A 24242-nucleotide genomic window follows, 5' to 3' on the forward strand; every position below is an offset into this window, starting at 1 on the left:
GCAACAGTCCAATCTATTGGGTACTCTAACCAACACCGAATATTCTTCTGAAGTGTGGATACTGTCTTATGGAGCAAAACTCGCAGTCACAGCTTAAGCTACTTATAACACGTGGTAAGGAGCAAGGCTATTTAACCTTTGCTGAGGTAAATGACCATCTGCCAGATGATATCGTCGACTCTGATCAGGTAGACGATATAATCCAGATGATAAATGACATGGGTATCCAGGTGATGGAAGAAGCACCGGATGCCGATGATCTACTGCTAGCCGAAACCACTGCCGATGCAGACGAAGATGCTGCAGAAGCAGCCGTGCAGGTCCTGTCCAGTGTGGAAGCTGAAATTGGACGTACTACTGATCCAGTACGCATGTATATGCGAGAGATGGGCACTGTAGAGCTTCTTACCCGCGAAGGAGAAATTGATATTGCTAAACGTATCGAAGATGGTATCAACCAAGTGCAATGCTCGGTCGCTGAGTATCCTGAAGCTATTACCTATTTATTGGAGCAGTACGACCGCGTCGAGTCTGGCGAGGCGCGTCTTTCCGACCTAATCACCGGATTTGTCGACCCTAATGCGGAAGAAGACATTGTTTCTACTGTGCTCAACATTGGAGCAGAACTTGCCGCTGAAAAAATAGATGATAATAATGAAGATGATGAAGAGGATGGCGTTGAGGATAGTTCAGATGACGATAACAGCATCGATCCTAAGCTAGCGCGCCAGAAATTCGTTGAATTACGTGAGCAGTACGAAATTACCCGCAACGTCATCAAAACTAACGGCCGTAGTCACGCTAAATCTGCTCACGAGATTAAGAATCTTTCTGATGTGTTCAAACAATTTCGCCTAGTGCCGAAACAGTTCGATTATTTAGTAAATAATATGCGTGCAATAATGAATCTTATACGTACTCAGGAACGTTTGATCATGAAGCTGTGTGTGGAAATCAGTAAAATGCCAAAAAAAAACTTTATCACGCTGTTTGCTGGTAATGAAACGAGTGAAAGCTGGTTTAATACCGCGCTGAATATGGCCAAGCCGTGGTCGGAAAAACTACACGAGGTAGATGAAGATGTGCATCGTAGCCTGCAAAATCTGTGTCAGATTGAAGAAGAAACCGGTCTAACCATAGAGCAGGTAAAAGATATCAATCGTCGTATGTCCATAGGAGAAGCCAAAGCTCGGCGCGCCAAAAAAGAGATGGTAGAAGCTAACTTACGTTTAGTTATCTCTATTGCTAAAAAATATACTAACCGTGGCCTACAGTTTCTCGATTTGATCCAAGAGGGCAATATTGGCCTGATGAAGGCAGTGGATAAATTTGAATATCGTCGTGGCTATAAGTTTTCCACCTATGCTACTTGGTGGATCCGCCAAGCCATTACCCGCTCTATCGCTGATCAGGCACGTACCATCCGAATTCCGGTACATATGATTGAGACAATTAACAAACTTAACCGTATTTCTCGTCAGATATTACAGGAAATAGGGCGAGAGCCAACGCCGGAAGAATTAGCGGAACGCATGCTGATGCCAGAAGATAAAATCAGAAAAGTATTAAAAATAGCTAAAGAACCTATCTCAATGGAAAACCCCATCGGGGACGATGAAGATTCCCATCTAGGGGATTTTATCGAAGATACTACCCTCGAACTGCCGATAGATTCAGCCACCTCGGAAAGCCTGCGTTCAGCGACTCATGATGTCCTGGCCGGACTTACTGCGCGTGAAGCCAAGGTTCTGCGTATGCGGTTCGGTATCGATATGAATACTGACCATACTCTGGAAGAGGTTGGTAAGCAGTTCGATGTTACCCGCGAACGTATCCGTCAGATAGAAGCGAAAGCGCTGCGTAAGCTTCGCCATCCCAGTCGGGCGGAAGTTCTGCGTAGCTTTCTAGATGATTGATGATTAATGCACCATGCACATGGTTATCAGCTTGTTAATAGCAACCCAAACTCAGCTGCGAAAACTGTAACTAATTTCAAATTTATAAGCATATTTTTTTGAACAAAAAAATTATTGCTGAAGTTATTAAAATATACTAATCTAAGCTAGTATTTTGGCCCCTTAGCTCAGTGGTTAGAGCAGGCGACTCATAATCGCTTGGTCGCTGGTTCAAGTCCAGCAGGGGCCACTATTTTTATTAACTCTCTTCTATCTCTCTAGAGTTAGAACTGGAAGCATCGCTTGTTCAAAACTTTCACCAAGCAATCTAATAATAGATGATGATTTTTTGCTGCCGACTATTGCTTGGCCAGCAGCAGCCTTACATATAATTTTTTATTTTAAGTTATTTTAAGCGATCACCTTGGTAACAATGCCGGCGCCAATAGTACGACCTCCTTCACGGATAGCAAAACGCAGTCCGTCGTCCATAGCAATGGGCGCCATCAGGTTAACCACCATTTTGATGTTGTCGCCAGGCATAACCATTTCTACGTTTTCCGGCAGTTCGATGGTGCCAGTCACATCCGTAGTACGGAAATAGAACTGCGGACGGTAACCTTTAAAAAAAGGTGTATGGCGACCGCCTTCATCTTTGCTTAAAATATATACCTCTGATTCGAACTGGGTGTGCGGCTTGATTGAACTAGGCTTGGCTAGTACTTGCCCACGCTCTACATCGTCACGCTTAGTGCCACGCAGTAGCACGCCCACGTTCTCACCAGCACGGCCTTCGTCCAGTAGCTTACGGAACATTTCGACGCCAATACAGGTGGTTTTAACGGTATCTTTAATACCGACAATTTCTACTTCGTCACCAACTTTAACGATGCCGCGCTCTACACGTCCGGTTACCACGGTACCGCGTCCAGAAATAGAGAAAACGTCTTCTATCGGCAGCAGGAATGGCTTATCAATGGCGCGTTCTGGTTGCGGAATATAGCTGTCCAACGCTTTGGCGAGCTCGATGATTTTTTTTGTCCATATTTCATCCCCTTCTAGGGCTTTTAGCGCAGAGCCACGGATAATTGGGGTATCGTCACCAGGAAAGTCATACTGAGATAGCAGCTCGCGTACTTCTATTTCTACTAGTTCCAGCAGTTCTTCGTCATCTACTATGTCGCATTTATTCAGGAACACGATGATGTAAGGAACGCCTACCTGACGACCAAGTAGGATATGCTCGCGGGTCTGCGGCATTGGGCCGTCGGTGGCTGCAACTACTAGGATTGCTCCGTCCATCTGGGCTGCACCAGTGATCATGTTTTTCACGTAGTCGGCGTGTCCCGGGCAGTCTACATGCGCATAGTGACGGGTAGGGGTATCGTATTCAACGTGAGAGGTGTTGATAGTTATACCCCGCGCCTTTTCTTCTGGCGCGTTATCGATCTGGTCAAAAGCGCGCGCGTTTCCGCCATAGGCTTTGGCAAGAACGGTGGTAATGGCAGCGGTAAGGGTCGTTTTACCATGATCAACGTGGCCGATAGTACCGACGTTAACGTGTGGTTTTCTGCGTTGAAACTTTTCTTTAGACATCGATTGTCCCTCTAAGACACGAATATATCGGTGGTATCACACCACATCAACTAGGCAATATGCCTACTGACTTTATTTTCTGACAGACAAAGATAGTAAGTGGTGCTGATAGGCAGATTCGAACTGCCGACCTCACCCTTACCAAGGGTGTGCTCTACCAGCTGAGCTATACCAGCATAACCAGCATATTGGAGCGGGCAGTGGGAATCGAACCCACATCATCAGCTTGGAAGGCTGAGGTAATAACCGTTATACAATGCCCGCATATTAGAACCCAGCTATCTAATGTTTCCGTAGCTTATAAAATAAAGCTTATCTTACTTATATTGATTATTGGTTAATGTTGCACATCATTATTTGATGTAAATTTGGTGGTGGGGGAAGGATTCGAACCTTCGAAGTCTATGACGGCAGATTTACAGTCTGCTCCCTTTAGCCGCTCGGGAACCCCACCAATTTTTTTGGTGCCAGCAGAAGGAGTCGAACCCTCGACCTACTGATTACAAATCAGTTGCTCTACCAACTAAGCTATGCTGGCAACAAGTTATGTACATTTTAGGTAGAGTGGAAGACCTATGCAACAAAAAATTTTATAAATTAAATTAAACTTAAATTAGCTTATTAAAAGCTAGCGTACCAGTTACCCCGGTAAAAGGCGCTTGAGCATGACGTCGCGCCTAGCAGGCCGGTAGCACAAAGCCTATAAACTGCGCAATGTTATTTCCCCGCCTAAGTATGCGCTCATCTCGCCTTGTTGCTCCAGCAGCAAAGCGCCATGAGCATCGATGCCGCGTGCAATACCATTGATCTCTTGGTTACCTATCAAGAGCTTCACAGGTTGGTTAAATAAATTATCCAGTGCCTGCCAGCGGGAGTCAAACGGGACTAAGCCGTTACACTCGAATTGCTGCAACGTCTGACGCAGCTCATCGGTCAACTCGGTGACTAGAGCATTGCGATCGATAGCGATTCCTGCCTCTTGTAGATTAATCCAGCCTTGATTGATACTAGTGGGCTCACGCATCATTAGGTTCATTCCTATTCCTATCACGACATGCGCGACATCACCATTCTTCCCGGAAACTTCCACTAAGATACCGGCTAGTTTGCGATCATCTAGATAAAGATCATTCGGCCATTTGATGCGTACACCCTCTGCTCCTAGACGCTGTAGAACTTCCGCCATCACGATACTTACCATTAGACTCAGACCGATAGCCGCATGACCATGTTTAAACCGCCAATAAATGGATAAATATAAATTGTTACCAAATGACGATATCCACTGTCTGCCACGCCGTCCGCGTCCCTGTGTCTGATATTCGGCTACACAGGCATCGCCTGGTTGCAAGGAGCCGATACGCTCAATTAGATACTGATTAGTTGAATGAATTACCGGTAGAACTGTTAGCCGTCCCCCCGGGAGCCGCGTACGGATTGTGGCCTCATCCAACAATTGCAGTGGCTCGTGCAGATAATAGCCCTTACCGGACACGGTAGAGACATCCACACCCCAGTCGCGTACCGTTTGGACATGTTGATGAATGGCGAAGTCGCTTATCCCCAGCGTCTCTTTAACCTGTTGGTTTGAATGAAATTTGCCGTCAGACAATAAGCTAATAAGCTTCAGGAGGATACTGATGTTTTTGATGTCTTTCATGCTATAACTCTCAGCGCATCCACCTCTCCCTTGGCCCCAATAAAACGCACCTCTGGTTCCAACCAGAGGTCAAAGCGCTGCGCGACCTGTTGGCGAACGTGGCGTGCCAGAGCGACGATATCCCAGCCAGTGGCATTATAGGCATTAACCAAAACCAGTGCTTGTTTATCATGTACAGCCGTCCCACCAAGCCGATAGCCTTTTAGTTTACAGCGCTCGATTAGCCAGCCTGCTGCTAACTTTACCCTACTGTTCGGCTGGAAATAATAGGGGGCGTCTGGATAACGTTGCAGCAGTTTTTCTGCTCCCTGTGCGTCAATTATAGGGTTTTTAAAAAAACTACCGGCATTACCGGCTAACGCTGGATCAGGCAGTTTACTGCAGCGCATCGCACATATTGCAGTGTAAATCTGACGGGGAGTAACATTACCGATATTAAGTAGGGTTAAGTCTCCATAATCTAGGACTGGTCTCCAGGCCTTGGCGAGCCGCAGACCAACTGCAACAATCACGTTGTGTTCACGTAAATCGTGTTTAAAAATACTATCACGGTAGTTAAATTCACATTCGTTCGAGCTCAGGCGACGTTTAACTCCGGTTTTGAGCTGTATTATATCAACATATTCACATAACTGCGCCAACTCAACGCCATAGGCACCGATATTTTGAATCGGTGCAGAGCCTACACAACCAGGAATCATGGCCAGGTTTTCTAACCCGGTTATTTGATAATCCAGACAAGTAGTTACCAAATCATGCCATACCTCGCCGGCGCCAACATGCAAGTACCAAGCATCGGCGTTCTCGCGAATCATGATACCCGCTATTCGGTTAAGCAACACGGTACCGTCATAATCTTCTAAAAACAGCACATTGCTTCCGCTACCCAGAACTAACGCTGGCATATTATTCTCCGTAGCTCTACGCCATAGCGTTACTAGTTCCTTTTCTGTACGCACCGCTGCCACGCACTGTGCTCGTACATCTATGGCGAAGGTATTTAGAGGCTTTAGCGCTGCCTTATTTATCAACATATCTTCATTTTTCATTGAAGAACATTAGTTTGATTGGTCAACATTGCTTAACCTATTGCGGGGTAAAAACAGAGCTAAAATTACTGTCAGATAAACTCATTATTTTATACCTAAATTTATTAGGCAATACCTAGCTATTTGGTGAGTATTGGTTTTTACGTTTACGATGAAGTTTACATTAGGAATATTATATCTTTTTTTAATTGCAGCATTAAAATGGATCTATACCAAACAAAGCATATCACCAGGCAGTCTTAAGCATAAGACTTAAGATTTCTACTATGGTAAAATTAATTTTATTGTACTGTTAACCTGAACCATATCGATAAAACAATTATTTTAACCTTTTTTAAAAAACTTAAAATTAAATTTTAAAGTTTAAAGTAAAAAATATTTTTATATGCTAAATAACATTTATGAATTACGTTAGGTTAATAAATTAATCCTAATTGCTCATGATTAATTGAGTACTCTAAGTTAATTAGACTAAATTAGACTCAATGAGAACATTGTTATAATTTTAAAAATTATCAGGACTAGGACTAAGTAAGCTATGATTAATAATCCGTTACTGAACTCGTATACTTTACCCCCATTTTCCGCTATTTGTCCTGAACATATTGTGCCAGCGGTACAGGCTGCACTCCAAAATTGCTATAAAACTATCGAGCAGGTAGTAGCACAGCCTAGCCCTTTTACTTGGGACAATCTTTGCCAGCCGCTAGCTGAAGCTGATGACCGTTTAAACCAGATTTGTTCATTAGTAAGCCATTTGCATGCAGTAAAAAATAGCCAAGCGCTGCGCGAAGCTTATAAGAACAGCCTGCCGCTATTGTCTGAATATAGTACCTGGTCAGGACAACACAGCGGCCTCTACCAGGCTTATCGTAATTTACGCGATAACCAGAATTACGCCGAATTAAGCTTGGCGCAAAAAAAATCGGTAGATAACATGCTGCGCGATTTTGAATTATCTGGCATCGGTTTGCCAGCAAAGCACCAGCAGCGTTACGGGCAAATAGTTGCTCGATTGTCAGAGCTCAGTTCAGACTACAGCAATAACTTGCTGGATGCTTCCATGGGGTGGAATAAATTAGTTACTGATGAACAAGCACTCGCTGGTATGCCGGAGAGTGCACTTGCTACTGCCCGTGCTCAGGCGCAGGCGTGTGAACAAGAAGGATGGTTACTAACATTAGATATTCCCAGTTATCTGCCGGTGCTTACTTACTGTGATAACGCCGCACTACGCGAAGAGCTTTATCGTGCGTATAACACACGCGCCTCAGATCAAGGACCGAACGCAGGAAAATGGGATAACGGCCCTATAATAAGCGCAATTATGGAATTGCGCCATGAATTGGCGCAACTATTGGGTTTTAACAGTTATGCCGATAAGTCGTTAGCCACTAAAATGGCGCAAGATCCGCAACAGGTTTTAGCTTTTCTCACCGATCTGACCAAGCGTGCGCGCATACAGGGACAGAAAGAGCTAGCCCAGCTGCGCGCTTTTGCCCAACGCCATTTCGGTCGGGATAATCTAGATCCCTGGGATCTACTTTACTATAGCGAAAAACAAAAACAGTATCTTTTTTCTATTAATGATGAGCAATTGCGTCCATATTTTCCTGAGCAACGAGTTTTAAGCGGCCTATTTGAAGTGGTAAAACGTCTCTACGAGATTACCATTCAAGAGTGCAAAGATGTCGATACATGGCACCCAGATGTTCGCTTCTTTAACATTGTTAATACGCACAGCGAGCTATGCGGTAGCTTTTACTTAGACTTGTACGCCCGCGACAATAAAATCGGTGGTGCTTGGATGGATGACTGCGTTAAGATGATGCGCCAAGGCGATGGCAAGCTGCAAAAACCAGTGGCCTATATTACCTGTAACTTCAACCGACCGATTAACGATAAACCAGTTCTATTGAACCACAATGAAGTTACTACATTATTTCACGAGTTTGGTCATGGCTTGCACCATATGTTGACTAGTATCGATACCCCAGGTGTATCTGGGATCAGCGGCGTTCCATGGGATGCGGTCGAACTTCCTAGTCAGTTAATGGAAAACTATTGTTGGCAGCATGAAGCTCTTACGTTTATCTCAGGCCATTATGAAACCGGAGAGCCACTGCCTGATAACTTATTGAATAAACTTATAAAAACAAAAAATTATCAGGCGGCGTTGTTTATATTGCGTCAGTTGGAGTACGGTCTGTTTGATTTCCTGATACATTATAAATCTTGTTCTGTTCATGGCACGCGAGTACTAGAAACCCTAGCGGAGGTGAAAGAACAGGTGGCATTAGTTCCGATCGTGCCTTGGGAGCGCTTCCCTAATACCTTTAGCCATATTTTTTCTGGAGGGTATGCAGCAGGCTACTATAGCTATCTGTGGGCAGACGTGCTTGCAGCAGATGCCTGGTCGCGCTTTGAGGAGGAGGGAATTTTTAATCGCAACACTGGCGAATCATTTTTTGAGCATATTCTTTCACGTGGTGGTTCAGAAGAACCAATGGTGTTGTTTAAACGTTTTCGCGGGCGTGAGCCGCAACTAGAAGCTATGTTGCGCCATTACGGCATTAATAAATCATGTTAAGCGCCATTTTTTTAAGTAGTGAAAGTGAAGTTGAGTTCGATAAAACCAAGCTACAAACGCTAGCAGCGCGTTGGGGATTAGTTAATGATTCCCAGGCTAAGATGGCGCTAGTGATAACGCCAGCTCGGCTGGAGCTACGAAAACTGGACGAGCCGAAGCTGGGCGCTATTTCCGTGGACTTCCTGAGCGGCGCTATGCTGCACCGCCGTCGCTATGGCGGTGGACGCGGAGAAGCTGTGGCCAAGGCGGTTGGTGTGAAAGGCCAATATTTACCGGATGTGGTCGACGCTACCGCCGGTCTTGGGCGGGATGCGTTTGTGCTCGCTTGTTTGGGCTGTCGGGTGCGGATGTTTGAACGACATCCGGTAGTGGCTGCACTGCTAGAGGATGGACTGCGGCGCGCCTATGCCGATGCCGAGTTTGGCCCTTGGCTACGAAAGCGCCTGATATTACAATATTGCTCAAGTTTAACTGCGCTGGCGCGGCTGATGCCGCGGCCTGACGTAGTCTACCTGGATTCAATGTTTCCCCCCCGGCAAAAAAGCGCGCTAGTAAAAAAAGAAATGAGAATATTTCAGACGTTGGTAGGAGCAGATTATGACGCCGATGGTTTGCTGGCACCAGCACGGGCTATAGCGCGGTGCCGGGTAGTTGTAAAACGGCCAAATTGTACCCGCCCTATGGCGGGAGTAGAGGCGCATGCGTCTATCAATACTAAAAGTCATCGTTTCGATATTTATCAGCCACAAACGTGACCTTTATTGTAGTAGTACTACAGTGTAGGTTGTTATATTAATATGAGCTTCAATATTAGCAAATACAAGCTACCAGCCAGTATAATAGCCACAGGTAGCGTTAATACCCAAGCCATCAAAATATGTTTTATTGTCTTGCCTTGTACGCCGCTACCATCAACCAGCATAGTACCGGTTACCGCTGATGACAAAACATGGGTAGTTGACACCGGCATGCCGGTATAGCTGGCGATACAGATGGATACTGCCGCGGTCATCTGCGCCGACAGTCCCTGAGCATAGGTCAGGTCTTGTTTACCGATCTTCTCACCAATGGTGGTGGAGATCCGACGCCAGCCAATCATGGTTCCTAACGACAGCGCCAGAGCGACGGCAATAATAATCCATATTGGCGCATACTCAACCATATCCAATAAATCCTGGCGCAGCTTACTCAATAAGCGCTTATCCATAGTGGACGTTTCCGGAAACTTAGCCACTTTATCAGCAGTGTCGGCAATACAAATCAGCAGGTAACGAACGTAAGAGCGCTCTTCCGGATTTAATTGCTCATAACTGTTAAGTTTGCCAAACAGTAATAAAGCTCTATTAATAGCTATTAGAGCGTTAGACAGATTACAGGAAAACTCCTTACTTCCTGCATGAGCCTGACTATTCGCTAATTTGGCGCTACTATCGGCCGATAGTAACAGAGGCGAACCACTGTTGGCAGTAGCGGTATTTACTGCCCCTAGAGGAGGAGGTGTTATCTGCTCATTATAATCGATGACGTGAAATAAGGAGCTATGATGCTGGATGTAGTATTGCTGTAAATAATTTATGGCATCTCTGGTGCGGCTAATATCGTAACTGCTGGCGTTCATATTAACCACAAAACCCGCTGGAGCAACCCCTATAAGCATCACCATAATAAGTCCGATACCTTTCTGACCGTCGTTAGCGCCATGAGAAAAGCTTACCCCGACGGCAGAAATGATTAGGGCGATGCGGGTCAAAAATGGTGGTTGACTCTTGCCATCTTGTTTTTCTCGTTCTACAGGCGTTAAATGAAGACGCTGGCGCTTTTGGGTGTTACTCAAGGAGTAGTGGCGCAGGATCAATACCATCGCCCCAGCTAGCACCAATCCTACTACCGGCGATATGATAAGCGACAAAAAAATTTCAATTAATTTAGGAGTGTTCAGTGCCTGCATCACTGAGTTATCACTTACTAGTGCATTGGTCAGACCAATTCCTATGATAGCCCCAATAAGGGTGTGCGAGCTAGAAGCTGGTAAACCGAAATACCAGGTACCAAAATTCCACAAGATTGCCGCTAGTAGCATAGCAAATATCATTGCCAGGCTATGAGCAGAGCTCACATTAAGCAATACATCGGTTGGCAAGAGATGAACGATGGTATAGGCCACGCTCAACCCTCCCATCCATACTCCAATAAAATTAAATACGCCAGACATGGCGCTCGCTAGTTGCGAGCGTAAGGCACGGGTGTATATGACGATTGCCACGGCATTTGCGGTATCGTGAAAACCATTTATCGCTTCATACACCAAGACAAAAATTAATGCGAGCACCAACATTAAACCAGTCTTGAGTTCCAGGCCAGTAAATAAATGTAGCATAAAGCATTACGCCATTGTTTAGATATTAATAGGCCGTATTCTCCGCAACAACATAAACAACATAGCCGTTGGAAAACATATAAATTAAAAATAGACATTGTACTGACAAATAGAAGATTTTATCTAATCTAGCAATGTTATTGCTCACAATGTTATTTATCACAGCAATAGCAAGATAATTATGTTGCAGTTTTGTTATATTATACTGAGTCAGTACTCGGTCAGTAATACTATTTACGGTCATAATTCAAGAATATATCCAAGAAAATAACTAGAGTAAATTAATAGGGGTGGGCCATCGATTGGCCGCCGTAGCTGATCAGCAATAACCGTAATTCATCAGTCGATGATAGCGACGGTCGAGTAATTCTTCTTCGCTGAGACTATCCAGCTCAGACAAATCAGCTAGCAATTGTGCCTTCAGCGAGGCAGCAACAGCGGGAACATCGCGATGGGCACCTCCCAATGGCTCGGGCACGATACTATCTATCAGCTTCAGCTCTTTCAGCCTAGCAGCGATAATGCCCATAGCTTCGGCTGCGATTGGCGCCTTATCTACGTTCTTCCACAAAATGGAGGCACAGCCTTCTGGAGAGATGACAGAATAGGTGCTGTACTCTAGCATGTTAACCTTATCGCCCACGCCAATTGCTAGTGCGCCGCCGGAGCCTCCCTCACCTATCACGGTGCAAATCACTGGGATGCGCAAGCCTGACATTTCACGCAAATTTTTGGCAATAGCCTCAGATTGGCCGCGCTCTTCAGCTCCAACTCCGGGATATGCGCCCGGGGTATCAATAGAAGTTAGCAGCGGCATTTTAAAACGGTCGGCCATTTTCATTAGCCGCAGCGCTTTTCGATAGCCTTCCGGTGCTGGCATACCGAAGTTGCGGCGGATCTTATCTTTAGTTTCACGACCTTTCTGATGGCCGATGATCATGACGGGCCGTGTATCTAGGCGAGCGATGCCGCCGACGATGGCTTTATCATCAGCATAGGCGCGATCGCCAGCCAATTCGTCAAAATCGGTGAAGATATGCCGGATATAATCCAACGTATAGGGACGCATCGGGTGCCTCGCAAGCTGGGCAATTTGCCAGGCCCCTAGATCGGAGAAAATTTTATGGGTCAACTCAATACTTTTTTTGCGTAGGCGCTGTACCTCTTCGTCTAGATTAATATCTAATTTTTTATCTTGGCGACTGACTACAGTCAGCGAGTCAATTTTCGCTTCCAGATCTACAATAGGCTGCTCAAAATCAAGAAAATTCAGACTCATATTTTTCCTATAATCAATATGCTAATTTAACCTGTTCAGTACCCACAAGCGTGCGCAAATCATTCAGCAAACGGTCAGTTGGTGTCACTAGCCAGGGGGAGGGGGCACCCCAAAGCATAACCGTGCGCGTGCATTCTGCCGTCGATAATAAATATGTACTGGAATTGTTCCTGATCGATGGGGTTCCAACATCGATGGGTTCCAACGATAAACGGAGACGGTTTAACGGTTTAAAAGCTGGTCATCAATACTGCTAGTATTTTTTCACGTGCCTAGCTGATATCTATTAGTTTGCAGGCGGTCATCTTAAGGCCACCGTTAAAATCATCAAAGCTGATCTGTCCTTGAGCGATAAGAATACGGTATTTTTTTAGCAAATGCTGGTATTTTTTGAGTGCATTTTTAAATAGCATCACGTCCAACCGACCGGACTGATCATCAAGGGTACAAACTCCTATCCGGTTACCGTGCTTGGTGACTGTGACGCGTGCCGACAGTACTAATCCTCCCGCGGTAGCCATCTTCCCGCGTTCAGTTGGCTGCATATCTTTCAGACGCACACCGTCCGTATAGCGTTCTATCTCGTGTAAATACTGAGTGATAGGATGGCCAGTTAAATACTGGCCAAGCGTCTCGCACTCGCCGTCTAGTAATACCTGTTCCGGCCAGGGCGAGACAGTACTGTAAGAGGCTTCTACTGCTTCAGGCTTATCCGCCAATACGCCGAACATATCCCCTTGCCCGATTGCCTTGGCCTTGGTGTGCTGCTCAGCAGCTTTGAGCGCTTTGCTAAGTGAATTCATCATCGCCGCACGGTGTGGTCCTAAGCGGTCGAAGGCGCCGGACATAATTAGCTTCTCCAGTACCCGGCGGTTAAGTTTTTTGATATTGGTACGCGCACATAAATTGAATAATTCAAGAAAAGGGCCATCGTTATTACGAGCTTCGATCATGGCCTCAATAGGTCCCTTGCCAACCCCTTTAATAGCACCGATGCCATAAACTATCTCTCCCTCGTCGTTAACGTGAAAATGATATTGGCCAATGTTAATGTCTGGTGGTAGAACTTTGATCCCCATGCGCAGACATTCATCCACTAACCCAACCATCTTATCGGTATTGTCCATATCGGCGGTCATTACTGCAGCCATAAATTCAGCAGGATAATGGGCTTTCAACCACAATGTCTGATAAGACACCAATGCATAGGCGGCAGAATGAGATTTATTAAAACCGTAACCAGCAAATTTCTCTAGTAAATCAAAGATTTTTATTGCTAGTTTGCCATCTATGCCGATACGCTGAGCGCCGGCTTTGAACACTGAACGCTGTTTAGCCATCTCCTCTGGTTTCTTTTTACCCATTGCGCGGCGTAATATATCCGCGCCCCCCAAAGTGTATCCTGCCAACACCTGGGCAATTTGCATTACCTGTTCTTGATATAAAATAATGCCATAAGTTGACTCAAGCACCGGCTGCAATGATTCGTGTTGCCACTCTATATCGGGGTAAGAGATAGCTTCACGGCCGTGCTTACGGTCGATGAAATTATTCACCATACTAGACTGTAGCGGTCCTGGTCTGAACAGTGCCACTAACGCTATCATGTCCTCGAAACAATCCGGTTGCAAACGCTTGATTAAATCCTTCATCCCCCGCGATTCTAACTGAAATACCGCTGTAGTTTCGGAGCGCTGTAGCATATCAAAACTTTTCTGATCATTTAACGGTATTGCGGCGATATCGATAGGCGCCAACCTATAGCGCTCGCGCCGGAGGTTAATCATTTCCAGCGCCCAGTTAATGATAGTTAAGGTGCGCAAACCAAGAAAGTCAAACTTGACCAGGCCCGCATATTCCACATCGTTTTTATCAAACTGGGTAACCGGATGATTTCCTTCAGAATCACAATAAATTGGAGAGAAATCAGTAATTTTGGTGGGCGCAATTACTACGCCTCCAGCATGCTTGCCCACGTTACGTGTCACTCCTTCGAGTTTACGCGCCATATCAATTAGCGCTTTGATCTCCTCGTCGGAACTATAGAGTGCCTGCAGCTGCGGCTCAGCAGCGAAGGCTTTTTCTAGAGTCATGCCAGGATCAGGCGGTACCAGCTTGGAAATGCGATCGATAAAACTATAAGGATGGCCCAACACGCGGCCTACATCACGGATTACCGCTTTAGCTGCCATAGTACCAAACGTTATAATTTGCGAAACCGCGTCGCGGCCATAGGTCTCGGCCACATGATCAATAACTAGATCGCGTTTCTCCATACAGAAGTCCACATCGAAATCTGGCATCGACAGGCGTTCCGGGTTTAGGAAACGTTCAAAAAGCAGATCGAATGCTAGCGGATCGAGATCTGTGATTTTAAGTGCATAGGCTACTAGCGATCCAGCTCCTGATCCGCGTCCTGGTCCTACCGGAACTCCGTTGTCCTTAGACCATTGGATAAACTCCATCACTATCAGGAAATAGCTAGGAAAGCCAATCTGATTGATGACTTGAAGTTCGTTTTCTAGGCGTTCATAATAAGGGAGACGTTTTTCCCGTCGCTCATCAGCATCGGAGAACAAGAAAGTAAGCCGTTCTTCCAAGCCGTCGCGGGCGCATTTGATAAGATAATCCGCGGTAGACATCTTTCCAGTCGGAAACTTCGGTAGAAAATACTCGCCGAGGCGGATGCTGACATTGCAGCGCCTGGCGATTTCTACGCTGTTTGCCAAGGCTTCAGGCAGGCCGGTAAACAGCTCGACCATCTCCGTTTCGCTGCGCATATATTGCTGCGCACTGTAATGACGTGGCCTTTTATCGTCATACAGAGTAAATCCATTATGGATAGCCACGCGAATTTCATGAGCATCAAAATCATCCGGTATCATGAATCGTACATCGTTTGTAGCTACCAATGGTAAATTATGCCGCGCTGCTAGTTCCACCGCAGCATGTAAATAGCTCTCTTCATCCGTCCGTCCGGTGCGAATGAGCTCAAGATAATAGCAGTCGGAAAAATAGCTTTGATAAAACTCCAGGCACTGCTCTACCTGAAACATATTGCCACGCATTAAGTATTTGCCTACGTCTCCTTTGCGTGCGCCAGAGAGTAAAATTAAGCCTTCGCGATGGCTGATCAGCCAGTCACGATCAATAACTGGACCAACATCTCCATAACCACGCTTATAGGCCTGTGAAATGAGCATCGTTAAATTTTGGTAGCCAACGTTATTGGCAGCTAAAATAGTTAGTTCTGCTAGCTCTTCCCCCAGCATCTTGCTTTGTACTAGAAAATCGGCGCCAATAATAGGTTTGATGCCGGCGCTATGAGCAGCGCTATAAAATTTAACTAAACCGCAAAGATTTGTAAAATCTGTAATCGCTAGTGCCGGCATGTTCAGTGCCGTAGCTTTTTTTACTAGCGTCCATACTTTAGCCAGACCATCTCTCATAGAGTAATCGCTGTGCACGCGCAAGTGAATAAAACGTGGTTCAGCCATGTTCTCTACCCGAGATCATATCGGGGCGCGTCAGTCTTAAGCTTAAGATAAGATGCACCGTTAAAATGTTCATGTTAGCTCCAAGTGACAGAAGAACTGGGCCAAAGCTGCGTCGATGAGTGGCACCATGCAGCCCCCAGTATTTATAGAGATGCAAGTCTGCCGGATAAATGATATCATCCTTTGTCCCGCTATTAACTTTGTCCAAGCCGGCAATTAACGGTACTGCCGGATAGAAAAAAGATTTTTAATGCGTATTGCTACCTGAATTAATTAAAGATTAATCAATGCTAGTACTGCGCGCGCTGCTTGTTCATCGGCATTACAGCGGATCTGCTTATGTAAATGGCGAAACGTAGCCAACAGAGCTGTGCGTTTCTTATCATCGTCTAGTAGGGGCATGATAGCCGCAGCAAGGGCATCTGGTCGGCACGCTTTCTGTAATAACTCTATCACTAGTTCACGTCCGGCCAGCAAATTAGGTAGCGATACCCAAGACGTCTTCACCAACTGCCGCGCCAGAGCAAAAGTCAATGGTTTCATACGATAACCCACTACCATGGGACACTTTGCTAGCATACACTCCAGCGCCGCAGTACCAGAGGCCAATAGGGCAGCATCGGCAGCAATCATCGCCTGACATGCCTGCTGATTATCCAGCAGCCGTACAGGTAGCGCCGGTGCTACTTGCTCTTTAATATGCTCGAATTGTGCGCGACGAGCTGCATTAACTAATGGTACGAGAATCTCTAGACCTGGAAAACGTTTGCGCAGCTGCAAGGCGGCGAGTAAAAAATCTGTGCTCAGCATTCCCACCTCGCTCTGGCGACTACCGGGCAGCAACACCAGACATCGCGCGGCGGTAGGTATGCCCAAACAGCGACGCGCGGCGTCTTTATCCGGGTACAGCGGCATAGCATCAGCCAGCGTATGGCCGATGAACTGGCAGGGAACGTTGAAGCGGTCGTAAAAATCTTTCTCGAACGGTAGAAAGGCTAGAACGTTATCCGTAGCGCGTCCTATTTTAAACACCCGTTTTTGGCGCCAGGCCCAAATAGAAGGGCATACATAATGGATGGTGCGAATACCACGCCGCTTCAGTCGTTCCTCCAGCGTAATCGTAAAATCAGGCGCATCAATACCAACAAAAACATCTGGACGCAGGGAGGCGAAGCGCCGAGTTAAGTCACGGCGAATGCGCAATAACCGCGGCAGACGCTCAAATACCTCTACGATCCCCATCACCGCTAGTTCCTCCATGTCATACCAAGCTTCCATGCCCTCAGCTTGCATGAGGGGACCGGCAATACCTACAAAGCAAGCTTCAGGTATGTGACCGCGTAATGCGCGTATCAGTCCAGCACCTAGAATATCGCCGGAAGTTTCACCGGCTACCAGCCCGATTGTAATCGGCCGCTCCGACATAATCATCGAATAATACCCCGCTGCGATCGGGATAGAAAATCCAAAAAGGTATTTACTAACTGATGCGCTTGCGCCAACCTCTCTAGTTCCGTTTTAGCTTCGTCAAGGGTTTTGCCGCTACGGTAAATAATTTTATAGGCGACGCGGATAACATGAAGCGCAGCACGATCGAAACCATGGCGTTTGAGCCCTTCGATATTTAAGCCGAACGGCGTAGCGTGGTTACCCTGGGCGATAACAAACGGTGGCACATCCTGAGCGATGCCTGAGCAGCCGCCAACCATCACGTAGGAACCAATATGACAAAATTGATGCACAGCAGTCATACCGCCGATAATAGCGTAGTCATCAATCGAGACGTGCCCGCCAAGAGTGGCATTATTGGCCAAAATACAGTGATTACCTATAGTGCAGTCATGAGCAATATGGGCATTAACCATCAGCAAATTATCATTACCTACCTTGGTCACTTTTTCGCCTTGTAACGTGCCCCGATGGATAGTAACGCTTTCTCTGATCAGGTTACGGTGTCCAATTTCCACCCGCGTCGGCTCGCCCGCATATTTTAAATCCTGATTTACTTCTCCAATGGAGGCGAACTGATAAATATTATTATCTTCACCTATACTTGTGATACCGTTTACTACCACATGGGATTTAAGCACCGTGCGCGCACCAATCTCTACCTGCGGCCCTATAAAGCAAAAAGGGCCGATATGCGCACTAGCATGGATGATTGCCCCGTTTTCCACAATGGCGTGAGGATGGATAAAGGCTAATTGATCAATCATGTGCTCAGGCCTCCGGGCGACGGGCACACATCATAGATGCTTCGCAAGCTACTTCGCTATCTATTTTGGCAATACCTTTAAAACGGGCAACGCCGCGACGTTCTTTAATAAATTCTACTTCGAGAATCATCTGATCGCCAGGTTGCACTGGACGTTTAAAACGGGCTTTATCAATAGCTGCGAAATAATAGAGTTCTCCTGGAGCTAGCTTGCCCGCGCTCTTAAATGCTAGAATACCGGTTGCCTGAGCCAGAGCTTCCAAAATTAGCACACCAGGAAAAATTGGCTTTCCAGGGAAATGGCCCTGGAACAAGGGTTCATTAAAGGATACATTCTTCACAGCCCGCAGAAACTGTCCTTTCTCAAAATCTAGTACGCGGTCCACCAGTAAAAATGGAAAGCGATGAGGTAAAAGTTCTAATATCTCTTCAATATGCAGAGTATGAGTGTCAGTAGTCAAAATACTCTTCCTGTCTGAACATGTGGCATTAACAACGCGGCCTGCTTTAATCCCAGCGGGACAACAGAAGCAGGCCGCGAATATCAAATAGCTAGCAGGGCAATGCTAATTAATCTACCCTGCACGCCTTATCCTCTTAAAGGAAGTAAGCGATTAAATTTCCCTAATTTGCGCTCTATAGCTTTGATTTTTTTGTTCATATAGCTAATATTCAACACTAATGCAGCGGTTTTACGCCACACTTTATTCTGCTGCAGCGGAATACCAGAAGAATAAACGCCTGGTTCGGTTATCGGGCGCATGACCATACCCATACCGGTTACCGTAACTTTATCACAGATTGCAATATGGCCATTAATGACGCTTGCTCCGCCAATCATGCAATAGCTGCCAATAGTCAGGCTACCAGCCATAATAACGCCGCCTGCAACAGCGGTATTGTCCCCAATTACGACGTTATGTGCAATCTGGCACTGATTATCAATCATTACGCCATTTCCGATGCGGGTATCATCTAGCGCACCGCGATCAATAGTAGTACAAGCACCGATTTCCACCTGGTCGCCGATGATGACCCGACCAAGCTGGGGGATTTTGATCCAGTTACCGCTATCGTTGGCGTATCCAAAGCCGTCTGAGCCGATTACCGCACCGGATTGGATCAAACACTGCGCTCCGATACTGATGTCGTGATAGACGGTAACGTTCGCCCATAAGCGTGTACGAGCGCCAATGTGTGTATTCTTACCGATGAAGCAGCCGGGGCCTATTATAACATCATCTTTTAACACTACGCCGGATTCAATAACGGCGTTAGCTCCAATAGCCACCCTCTGGCCAAGGCTCACGTCTGGTGCGAGAACTGCACACGCACTAATATTTTCTGCTGGCTTCGGTGTAGTGTCCATCAATTGCGCCATCCGGGCATAAGTCAAATAAGGATTATCAACCACCAGTGCAGCGCAGGTACTAAACGGCAGGTTTTCTTCTGTAAGAACTACTGCCGACGCCTGACATGAAGAGAGTTTATCGCGAAAACGGCTGTCAGAAAAAAACGTAATATGGCCTGCTTGTGCGCTGCTTATAGAGGCAATACCGGTGATGATGAGCTCGCTATCACCGTGCAATTTTGCATCCAACTGCTGTGCTAAATCAGCCAGTCGAATTGAAGACATGATTTATTTCACCTGTTTCATAACTTCAGCGGTGATGTCTTTTGCATTACTAGCATACGCCACGGCATTAGCGTCGATCACCACGGCATAACCTTCTTTGGTGGCAATTTTTTTCACCGCGTCCTGAATATAACTAAGAATTTTATTGCGTTCTTCCGTCTGACGACAGCGGTTGTCTTGCTCGAAAGCCTGCGCTTTATTGGAAAAAGTTTTGCGCTGCGCCATTACTGCTTTTTCTAAAGCGCTACGCTCGCTGGCTTTCATTGTAGATCCTTCACGCTGCAGGCGCTGTATTTTAGTCTGCAGATCACGCTCCATAGATTGAAGCTCAGTAGCGCGGCCCTGAAATTCGTTTTCAAGCTGTTTCGCAACCACAGCACGCTGTGGAGACTGCTGAAAGATGCTAGAGACGTTAACTACCGCAATTTTATCGGAACCATGCGCAGTACCTGCGGTAGTTACGAGTGCGAAACCTACTATGCCAGCGGCATATAACCACTTTTTAACTTTCACTATCAACTCCTTAATAAAGGTTGGTATTTGACTTGATAAAAGTAAACTGATGTATCAATTAATATCTTAATCACAGGCTGCAATATCGTCCTGCTATTTACCTGCATATCAGCGTAAGATTACCACGTTTTTCCGATATTAAACTGGAACTGCTCTGACTTATCGCCGTCGTATTTCTTGATAGGCTGCGCATATGAAAATACTAAAGGGCCCAAAGGGGATATCCACTGCAGAGCGATACCGCTGGAAACACGAATATTGCCAGGTTCGCTATAATCAGGAATACCTGCAGAGCGGGTAGCGCTCGTGTTTTGCCAGCTAGTGTCCCACACGGTGCCGCTATCGATAAATAGCGAAGTGCGTACTAAGTTTGCATACTTATCGCTCAATAACGGTGTCGGCACGATAAGCTCGGTGCTAACTACTGCCATTGCGTTACCACCCACTGCATCGCTTGATTTGTATACCGAGCAATCGCTATAGCGGTTATTACTGCTGCTACACTTATAGTAAGCAGCTTTTGGACCGATGGTATTGGAACGGAACCCGCGCACAGTATTGAATCCTCCGGCGTAAAAATTATCATAAAAAGGTACGTCCTTGTTGCCCAGACCATCAGCATAGCCGGCGCGTGCTCGGCCCATCAGTACCCAATTGCCGCTTTTGCTTAGCGGTATATAGTGACTGGCGTCGAAGATAATTTTATAGTAATCGTTATCGGAACCGGGCAACGTCAACTTTCCAGTTAGGTTAGCGCGAGTACCGGAGGTAGGAAAATAGCCGCGGTCAAAATTGTTGTAATTCCACCCCATAGAGAGAAAGAAAAAGTCATCGGAGCTGAAATCCTTGTTTTTTTCTGCCTTGTCCTTGGTGACCATTTTAGGATTTCTTCCGATGCTTTTCAGATAACGCCACATGGTGACCTGCGGTTCCATATTAGTCAAATCGTCATGCACATAGTCTAGACCGAAACTAAGCGAGTGGTTCTCTCTTATCGGGAAGCCTAGCGAGGTGCCAACGCCATAACTACGCAGATCATAGTCCGATAGATCGGCATCGTCGGCGCTAAAGTCGTTATAGAAAATCTTGCCACCTAAACTAACACCATTAACTGTAAAATATGGATCTATCATGGATAGTTCAGTATAGGTTTGATAATCGTTTTTGTTACCGCTCAAATTTACAGAATTGCCAGTGCCCAGCCAGTTTTCCTGTTGAATTCCAAACTGGAAACTGACGCCGCCTTCGGTTCCGAAGCCTACGCCAACGTTGATGTTGCCGGTATTGCGCTCCTTAACTTTGTAGACTACATCTACTTGATCAGTTGAGCCGGGAACGCGCTGAGTGTTAGTATCAACAGTTTCAAAGTAGCCCAGACGACTCAGACGCTCTTTTCCCTGATCGACCAGATTGCTGCCTAGCCAGGCGCCTTCCATCTGTCGCATTTCCCGGCGCAGTACGGAATCTTTGGTGATATCGTTGCCTTGAAAGCGTACGTGGCGGACATAAAAACGGTTGCCTGCATCGACACTGATATGTAGCGTCACCGTTTTGTTCTCATCGTTGATGGTCGACTGCGTTGTCACGCGGGGATAGGCATAACCGTAACTACCCATCAATTGTTTAATATTATTTTCCATCTTTGTGGCTTTGGTACCGTTGTACAGTTCACCAGTTTGCACCTTGGCAATCTGTTTAATCTCAGCGGAATAACCGGCCATATTGCCCTTGACCACCACACCGGATAGCGTGTATTGCGCCCCTTCATTAATATTTATAGTAATATAAATTCCTTTTTTATCAGGTGTCAGACTAACCTGAGTGGAATCAATATTAAAACGGGCATAGCCGCGATCTAAATAAAAACTGCACAAGGTTTCCAGGTCCCTAGCTAGTTTTTGTTGTTGGTATTTGCGATCGCCAATTACGTTCCACCATGGCACTTTATCGCGCAGCTGGAAGCGCGCGATTAATTCATCGGTAGTGAATTTGTAGTTACCAAGAATGTTGATTTGCTGAATTTTAGCCGATATCCCTTCGGTGAACACCAGTTTTAAATCTACGCGGTTACGCGGTAACGAAGTTACCACTGCCTTGACCATCGCGCTGTACTTACCTGCGCTGTAGTAGAAGTCTTCTAGGGCTTTTACGATATTAGAAATTGTAGCTCGGTCAAGAACTTCGCCGACCCGGACGCTATGGGCATCTAGATTTTGCTTAAGCATGTCTTCTTTGATTGCCTTGTTGCCGGAAAAGGTAATATTAGCTATCGTAGGACGCTCTTTGACCTGTAGGACCAGAGAATCTACATCGCGTAGAACACGAATATCCTCAAAGTTGCTGGTAGCAAATAAAGATCGGATAGTATTGCCGATATCATTATTGTTGACTATGTCGCCAGCACGGATCGGAATACCGAGTAACGCCGCACCGCCGGTTACTCGCTGAAGTCCTTCAAAAGAAATATCCTTCACTACAAACCTGTCTGCACCGTAGATGGTGATACTGCTAAAAAAAAGCAGCAAAGCTATAAGCAACTTTTTCCTCACACAATTCTCAGGCTAGCTATCTATAATAGCCTAGATAAATCATTGAAAAGAGCCAGACCCATTAGCAATGCTAGCAAAATCGAGCTTATACGGTAAATAAAATCTTGTACTTTTTCTGACAATGGCTCACCTTTTAGTTTTTCTATCGCTAGGAATAACAAGTGTCCACCATCTAACACAGGTAACGGAAATAAATTAATTATACCTAAATTGACACTTATTAAGGCTAAAAACATTAAGTAATAAATTAAACCGTATTTTGCCGACATACCAGCCCCCTGGGCGATAGATATCGGTCCGCTAAGATTATCTAGCTTTACATCTCCAGTGACCAACTTGACTAACATACTGACTGTAAGTCGCATTAGCTGCCAGGTTTTCTCGCCAGCCTTAATTAAGGCTGGCAGTAGTTCATATTGTTGTACAGTTTTATAAGCCTCCGGCATTGGAATTATTTTCGGCACCACGCCCGCAAAGCCTTTAACTTTTCCTTGCGCCATAACCTTGCTATCTGGCAACAAAGTTATTTCCTGAGCGCTACCATTACGTTCTATAACCACCTGCAACGACCGGCCTGGATTATCACGCACCTTAGTCACAAAGAACTGCCATGCCTCAACTGGATGAGCATCGACTTTAATGATCCTATCGCCAGCTTTTAAACCAGCTCTCATCGCTGCTGATCCAGGCTGTACTTCTACCAGCAACGGCTCTACGTGTGGCCCTAAGGGAATGATGCCCAGCGCTATAATTGGATCTTGCTTGTCTGGCTCAACTTGCCAGCCGCGCAAGTTCAATATCTTCCACTCTAGATTGGCGGAACTAAAAGAAGTTACGCCCAACTTGATTTCTCCGTAGCCGATCTTATCGATAAGTTTTAAGCGTACTGAATCCCAATCAGGCGTCTCATTACCGTCAACCGACTTCAGTTCCATACCAGGAGATATTTTAGCATGCGCAGCAATAGAATTAGGCGCTATATTACCAATAATAGGCCGGTAGCTAGGCACCCCTATTAAAAATACTAGCCAGTAAGTAAAAAGGGCGAACAGGAAATTAAATATCGGACCGGATGCGATAATCGCGCTACGCTGCCAGACGGATTGATAATTAAAGGCTTTATGATGAAGAGCTGGTGCAACGGTATCTACCCGTTCATCAAGAATTTTGACATACCCCCCAAGAGGAATTGCAGCGATAATATATTCTGTGCCGTGCTTATCGCTCCGGCGCCACAGTGTTCGACCGAAGCCAATGGAAAAACGTTCCACCGCTACTCCGCAGCAGCGGGCTACCAAAAAATGGCCGAACTCATGCACAGTGATCAATATGCTTATTGCAATTGTAAAAGCAGCAATATTCCAGAAAAAGTGCAACATAAACGCT

General features: G+C 45.9%; 15 protein-coding genes, 5 tRNA genes and 1 pseudogene. 4 read left to right on the forward strand and 17 right to left on the reverse strand.

Features of this window, described 5'->3' with window-relative positions:
* Nucleotides 1-68 precede the first annotated feature (68 nt).
* Both rpoD and A4A70_RS01590 read left to right on the forward strand, forming a co-directional pair.
* Nucleotides 69-1916 carry an RNA polymerase sigma factor RpoD gene (gene rpoD / locus A4A70_RS01585; RefSeq protein WP_067567845.1) on the forward strand — a complete coding sequence of 616 codons (1848 nt, stop codon included), beginning with the start codon at nucleotides 69-71 and terminating at the stop codon, nucleotides 1914-1916.
* Nucleotides 1917-2072: 156 nt separating this feature from the next.
* Nucleotides 2073-2145, forward strand: a tRNA-Ile gene (locus tag A4A70_RS01590).
* 161 nt (nucleotides 2146-2306) lie between these two features.
* On the opposite strand, the gene tuf is transcribed toward A4A70_RS01590, so the two are convergent.
* From tuf to murB, 7 genes are all read right to left on the reverse strand, one after another.
* On the reverse strand, nucleotides 2307-3491 hold the full coding sequence (gene tuf, locus A4A70_RS01595) for an elongation factor Tu (RefSeq protein ID WP_067567847.1): 1185 nt from the start codon (nucleotides 3489-3491) through the stop codon (nucleotides 2307-2309).
* Nucleotides 3492-3591: 100 nt separating this feature from the next.
* Nucleotides 3592-3667, reverse strand: a tRNA-Thr gene (locus A4A70_RS01600).
* Between the two features lie 13 nt (nucleotides 3668-3680).
* Nucleotides 3681-3755: transfer RNA gene (locus tag A4A70_RS01605), tRNA-Gly, on the reverse strand.
* A 105-nt stretch (nucleotides 3756-3860) separates the two neighbouring features.
* Nucleotides 3861-3945: transfer RNA gene (locus A4A70_RS01610), tRNA-Tyr, on the reverse strand.
* Nucleotides 3946-3953: 8 nt separating this feature from the next.
* Nucleotides 3954-4029 (reverse strand) — tRNA-Thr (locus tag A4A70_RS01615).
* Between the two features lie 162 nt (nucleotides 4030-4191).
* The gene (birA, locus tag A4A70_RS01620) at nucleotides 4192-5142 is read right to left on the reverse strand and encodes a bifunctional biotin--[acetyl-CoA-carboxylase] ligase/biotin operon repressor BirA (protein WP_102135155.1); all 951 of its coding nucleotides are present in this window, start codon (nucleotides 5140-5142) and stop codon (nucleotides 4192-4194) included.
* 5 nt (nucleotides 5143-5147) lie between these two features.
* A complete protein-coding gene (murB, locus tag A4A70_RS01625) occupies nucleotides 5148-6200 on the reverse strand; it encodes a UDP-N-acetylmuramate dehydrogenase (RefSeq protein ID WP_408605389.1) in 1053 nt (350 codons plus the stop codon).
* A 541-nt stretch (nucleotides 6201-6741) separates the two neighbouring features.
* On the opposite strand from murB, the gene prlC reads away from it, so the two are divergent.
* Both prlC and A4A70_RS01635 read left to right on the forward strand, forming a co-directional pair.
* Complete coding sequence (gene prlC / locus A4A70_RS01630; RefSeq protein ID WP_067568297.1) at nucleotides 6742-8790, forward strand: oligopeptidase A; 2049 nt, start codon at nucleotides 6742-6744, stop codon at nucleotides 8788-8790.
* Entirely contained in the window at nucleotides 8784-9545 is a 762-nt protein-coding gene (locus A4A70_RS01635; protein ID WP_082798874.1) for a class I SAM-dependent methyltransferase, read from the forward strand. The genes prlC and A4A70_RS01635 overlap by 7 nt, the downstream gene beginning before the upstream one ends.
* A gap of 32 nt (nucleotides 9546-9577) precedes the next feature.
* Here the strand turns inward: A4A70_RS01635 and pitA are convergent, their stop codons facing one another.
* From pitA to rseP, 10 genes and pseudogenes are all read right to left on the reverse strand, one after another.
* Complete coding sequence (gene pitA / locus A4A70_RS01640; protein WP_067567851.1) at nucleotides 9578-11167, reverse strand: inorganic phosphate transporter PitA; 1590 nt, start codon at nucleotides 11165-11167, stop codon at nucleotides 9578-9580.
* Nucleotides 11168-11486: 319 nt separating this feature from the next.
* Complete coding sequence (gene accA, locus A4A70_RS01650; protein ID WP_067567855.1) at nucleotides 11487-12446, reverse strand: acetyl-CoA carboxylase carboxyl transferase subunit alpha; 960 nt, start codon at nucleotides 12444-12446, stop codon at nucleotides 11487-11489.
* A gap of 13 nt (nucleotides 12447-12459) precedes the next feature.
* Nucleotides 12460-15943: pseudogene (gene dnaE / locus A4A70_RS01655) on the reverse strand (DNA polymerase III subunit alpha).
* 273 nt (nucleotides 15944-16216) lie between these two features.
* A complete protein-coding gene (gene lpxB, locus A4A70_RS01660; RefSeq protein ID WP_067568302.1) occupies nucleotides 16217-17368 on the reverse strand; it encodes a lipid-A-disaccharide synthase in 1152 nt (383 codons plus the stop codon).
* 2 nt (nucleotides 17369-17370) lie between these two features.
* Nucleotides 17371-18159 carry an acyl-ACP--UDP-N-acetylglucosamine O-acyltransferase gene (gene lpxA / locus A4A70_RS01665; protein ID WP_067567857.1) on the reverse strand — a complete coding sequence of 263 codons (789 nt, stop codon included), beginning with the start codon at nucleotides 18157-18159 and terminating at the stop codon, nucleotides 17371-17373.
* 4 nt (nucleotides 18160-18163) lie between these two features.
* The gene (gene fabZ / locus A4A70_RS01670; protein ID WP_067567859.1) at nucleotides 18164-18619 is read right to left on the reverse strand and encodes a 3-hydroxyacyl-ACP dehydratase FabZ; all 456 of its coding nucleotides are present in this window, start codon (nucleotides 18617-18619) and stop codon (nucleotides 18164-18166) included.
* 128 nt (nucleotides 18620-18747) lie between these two features.
* A complete protein-coding gene (gene lpxD, locus A4A70_RS01675) occupies nucleotides 18748-19794 on the reverse strand; it encodes a UDP-3-O-(3-hydroxymyristoyl)glucosamine N-acyltransferase (RefSeq protein ID WP_067567861.1) in 1047 nt (348 codons plus the stop codon).
* Nucleotides 19795-19797: 3 nt separating this feature from the next.
* Nucleotides 19798-20307 carry a molecular chaperone Skp gene (gene skp / locus A4A70_RS01680; RefSeq protein WP_067567863.1) on the reverse strand — a complete coding sequence of 170 codons (510 nt, stop codon included), beginning with the start codon at nucleotides 20305-20307 and terminating at the stop codon, nucleotides 19798-19800.
* 119 nt (nucleotides 20308-20426) lie between these two features.
* Nucleotides 20427-22856, reverse strand: a complete 2430-nt coding sequence (gene bamA, locus A4A70_RS01685; protein ID WP_067567865.1) for an outer membrane protein assembly factor BamA — start codon at nucleotides 22854-22856, stop codon at nucleotides 20427-20429.
* A gap of 20 nt (nucleotides 22857-22876) precedes the next feature.
* Nucleotides 22877-24235, reverse strand: a complete 1359-nt coding sequence (gene rseP, locus A4A70_RS01690) for a sigma E protease regulator RseP (RefSeq protein WP_067567867.1) — start codon at nucleotides 24233-24235, stop codon at nucleotides 22877-22879.
* Nucleotides 24236-24242 lie beyond the last annotated feature (7 nt).

Origin of the sequence: Candidatus Hoaglandella endobia (genome assembly GCF_900044015.1) — a bacterium.
Classification (GTDB): domain Bacteria; phylum Pseudomonadota; class Gammaproteobacteria; order Enterobacterales; family Enterobacteriaceae; genus Hoaglandella; species Hoaglandella endobia.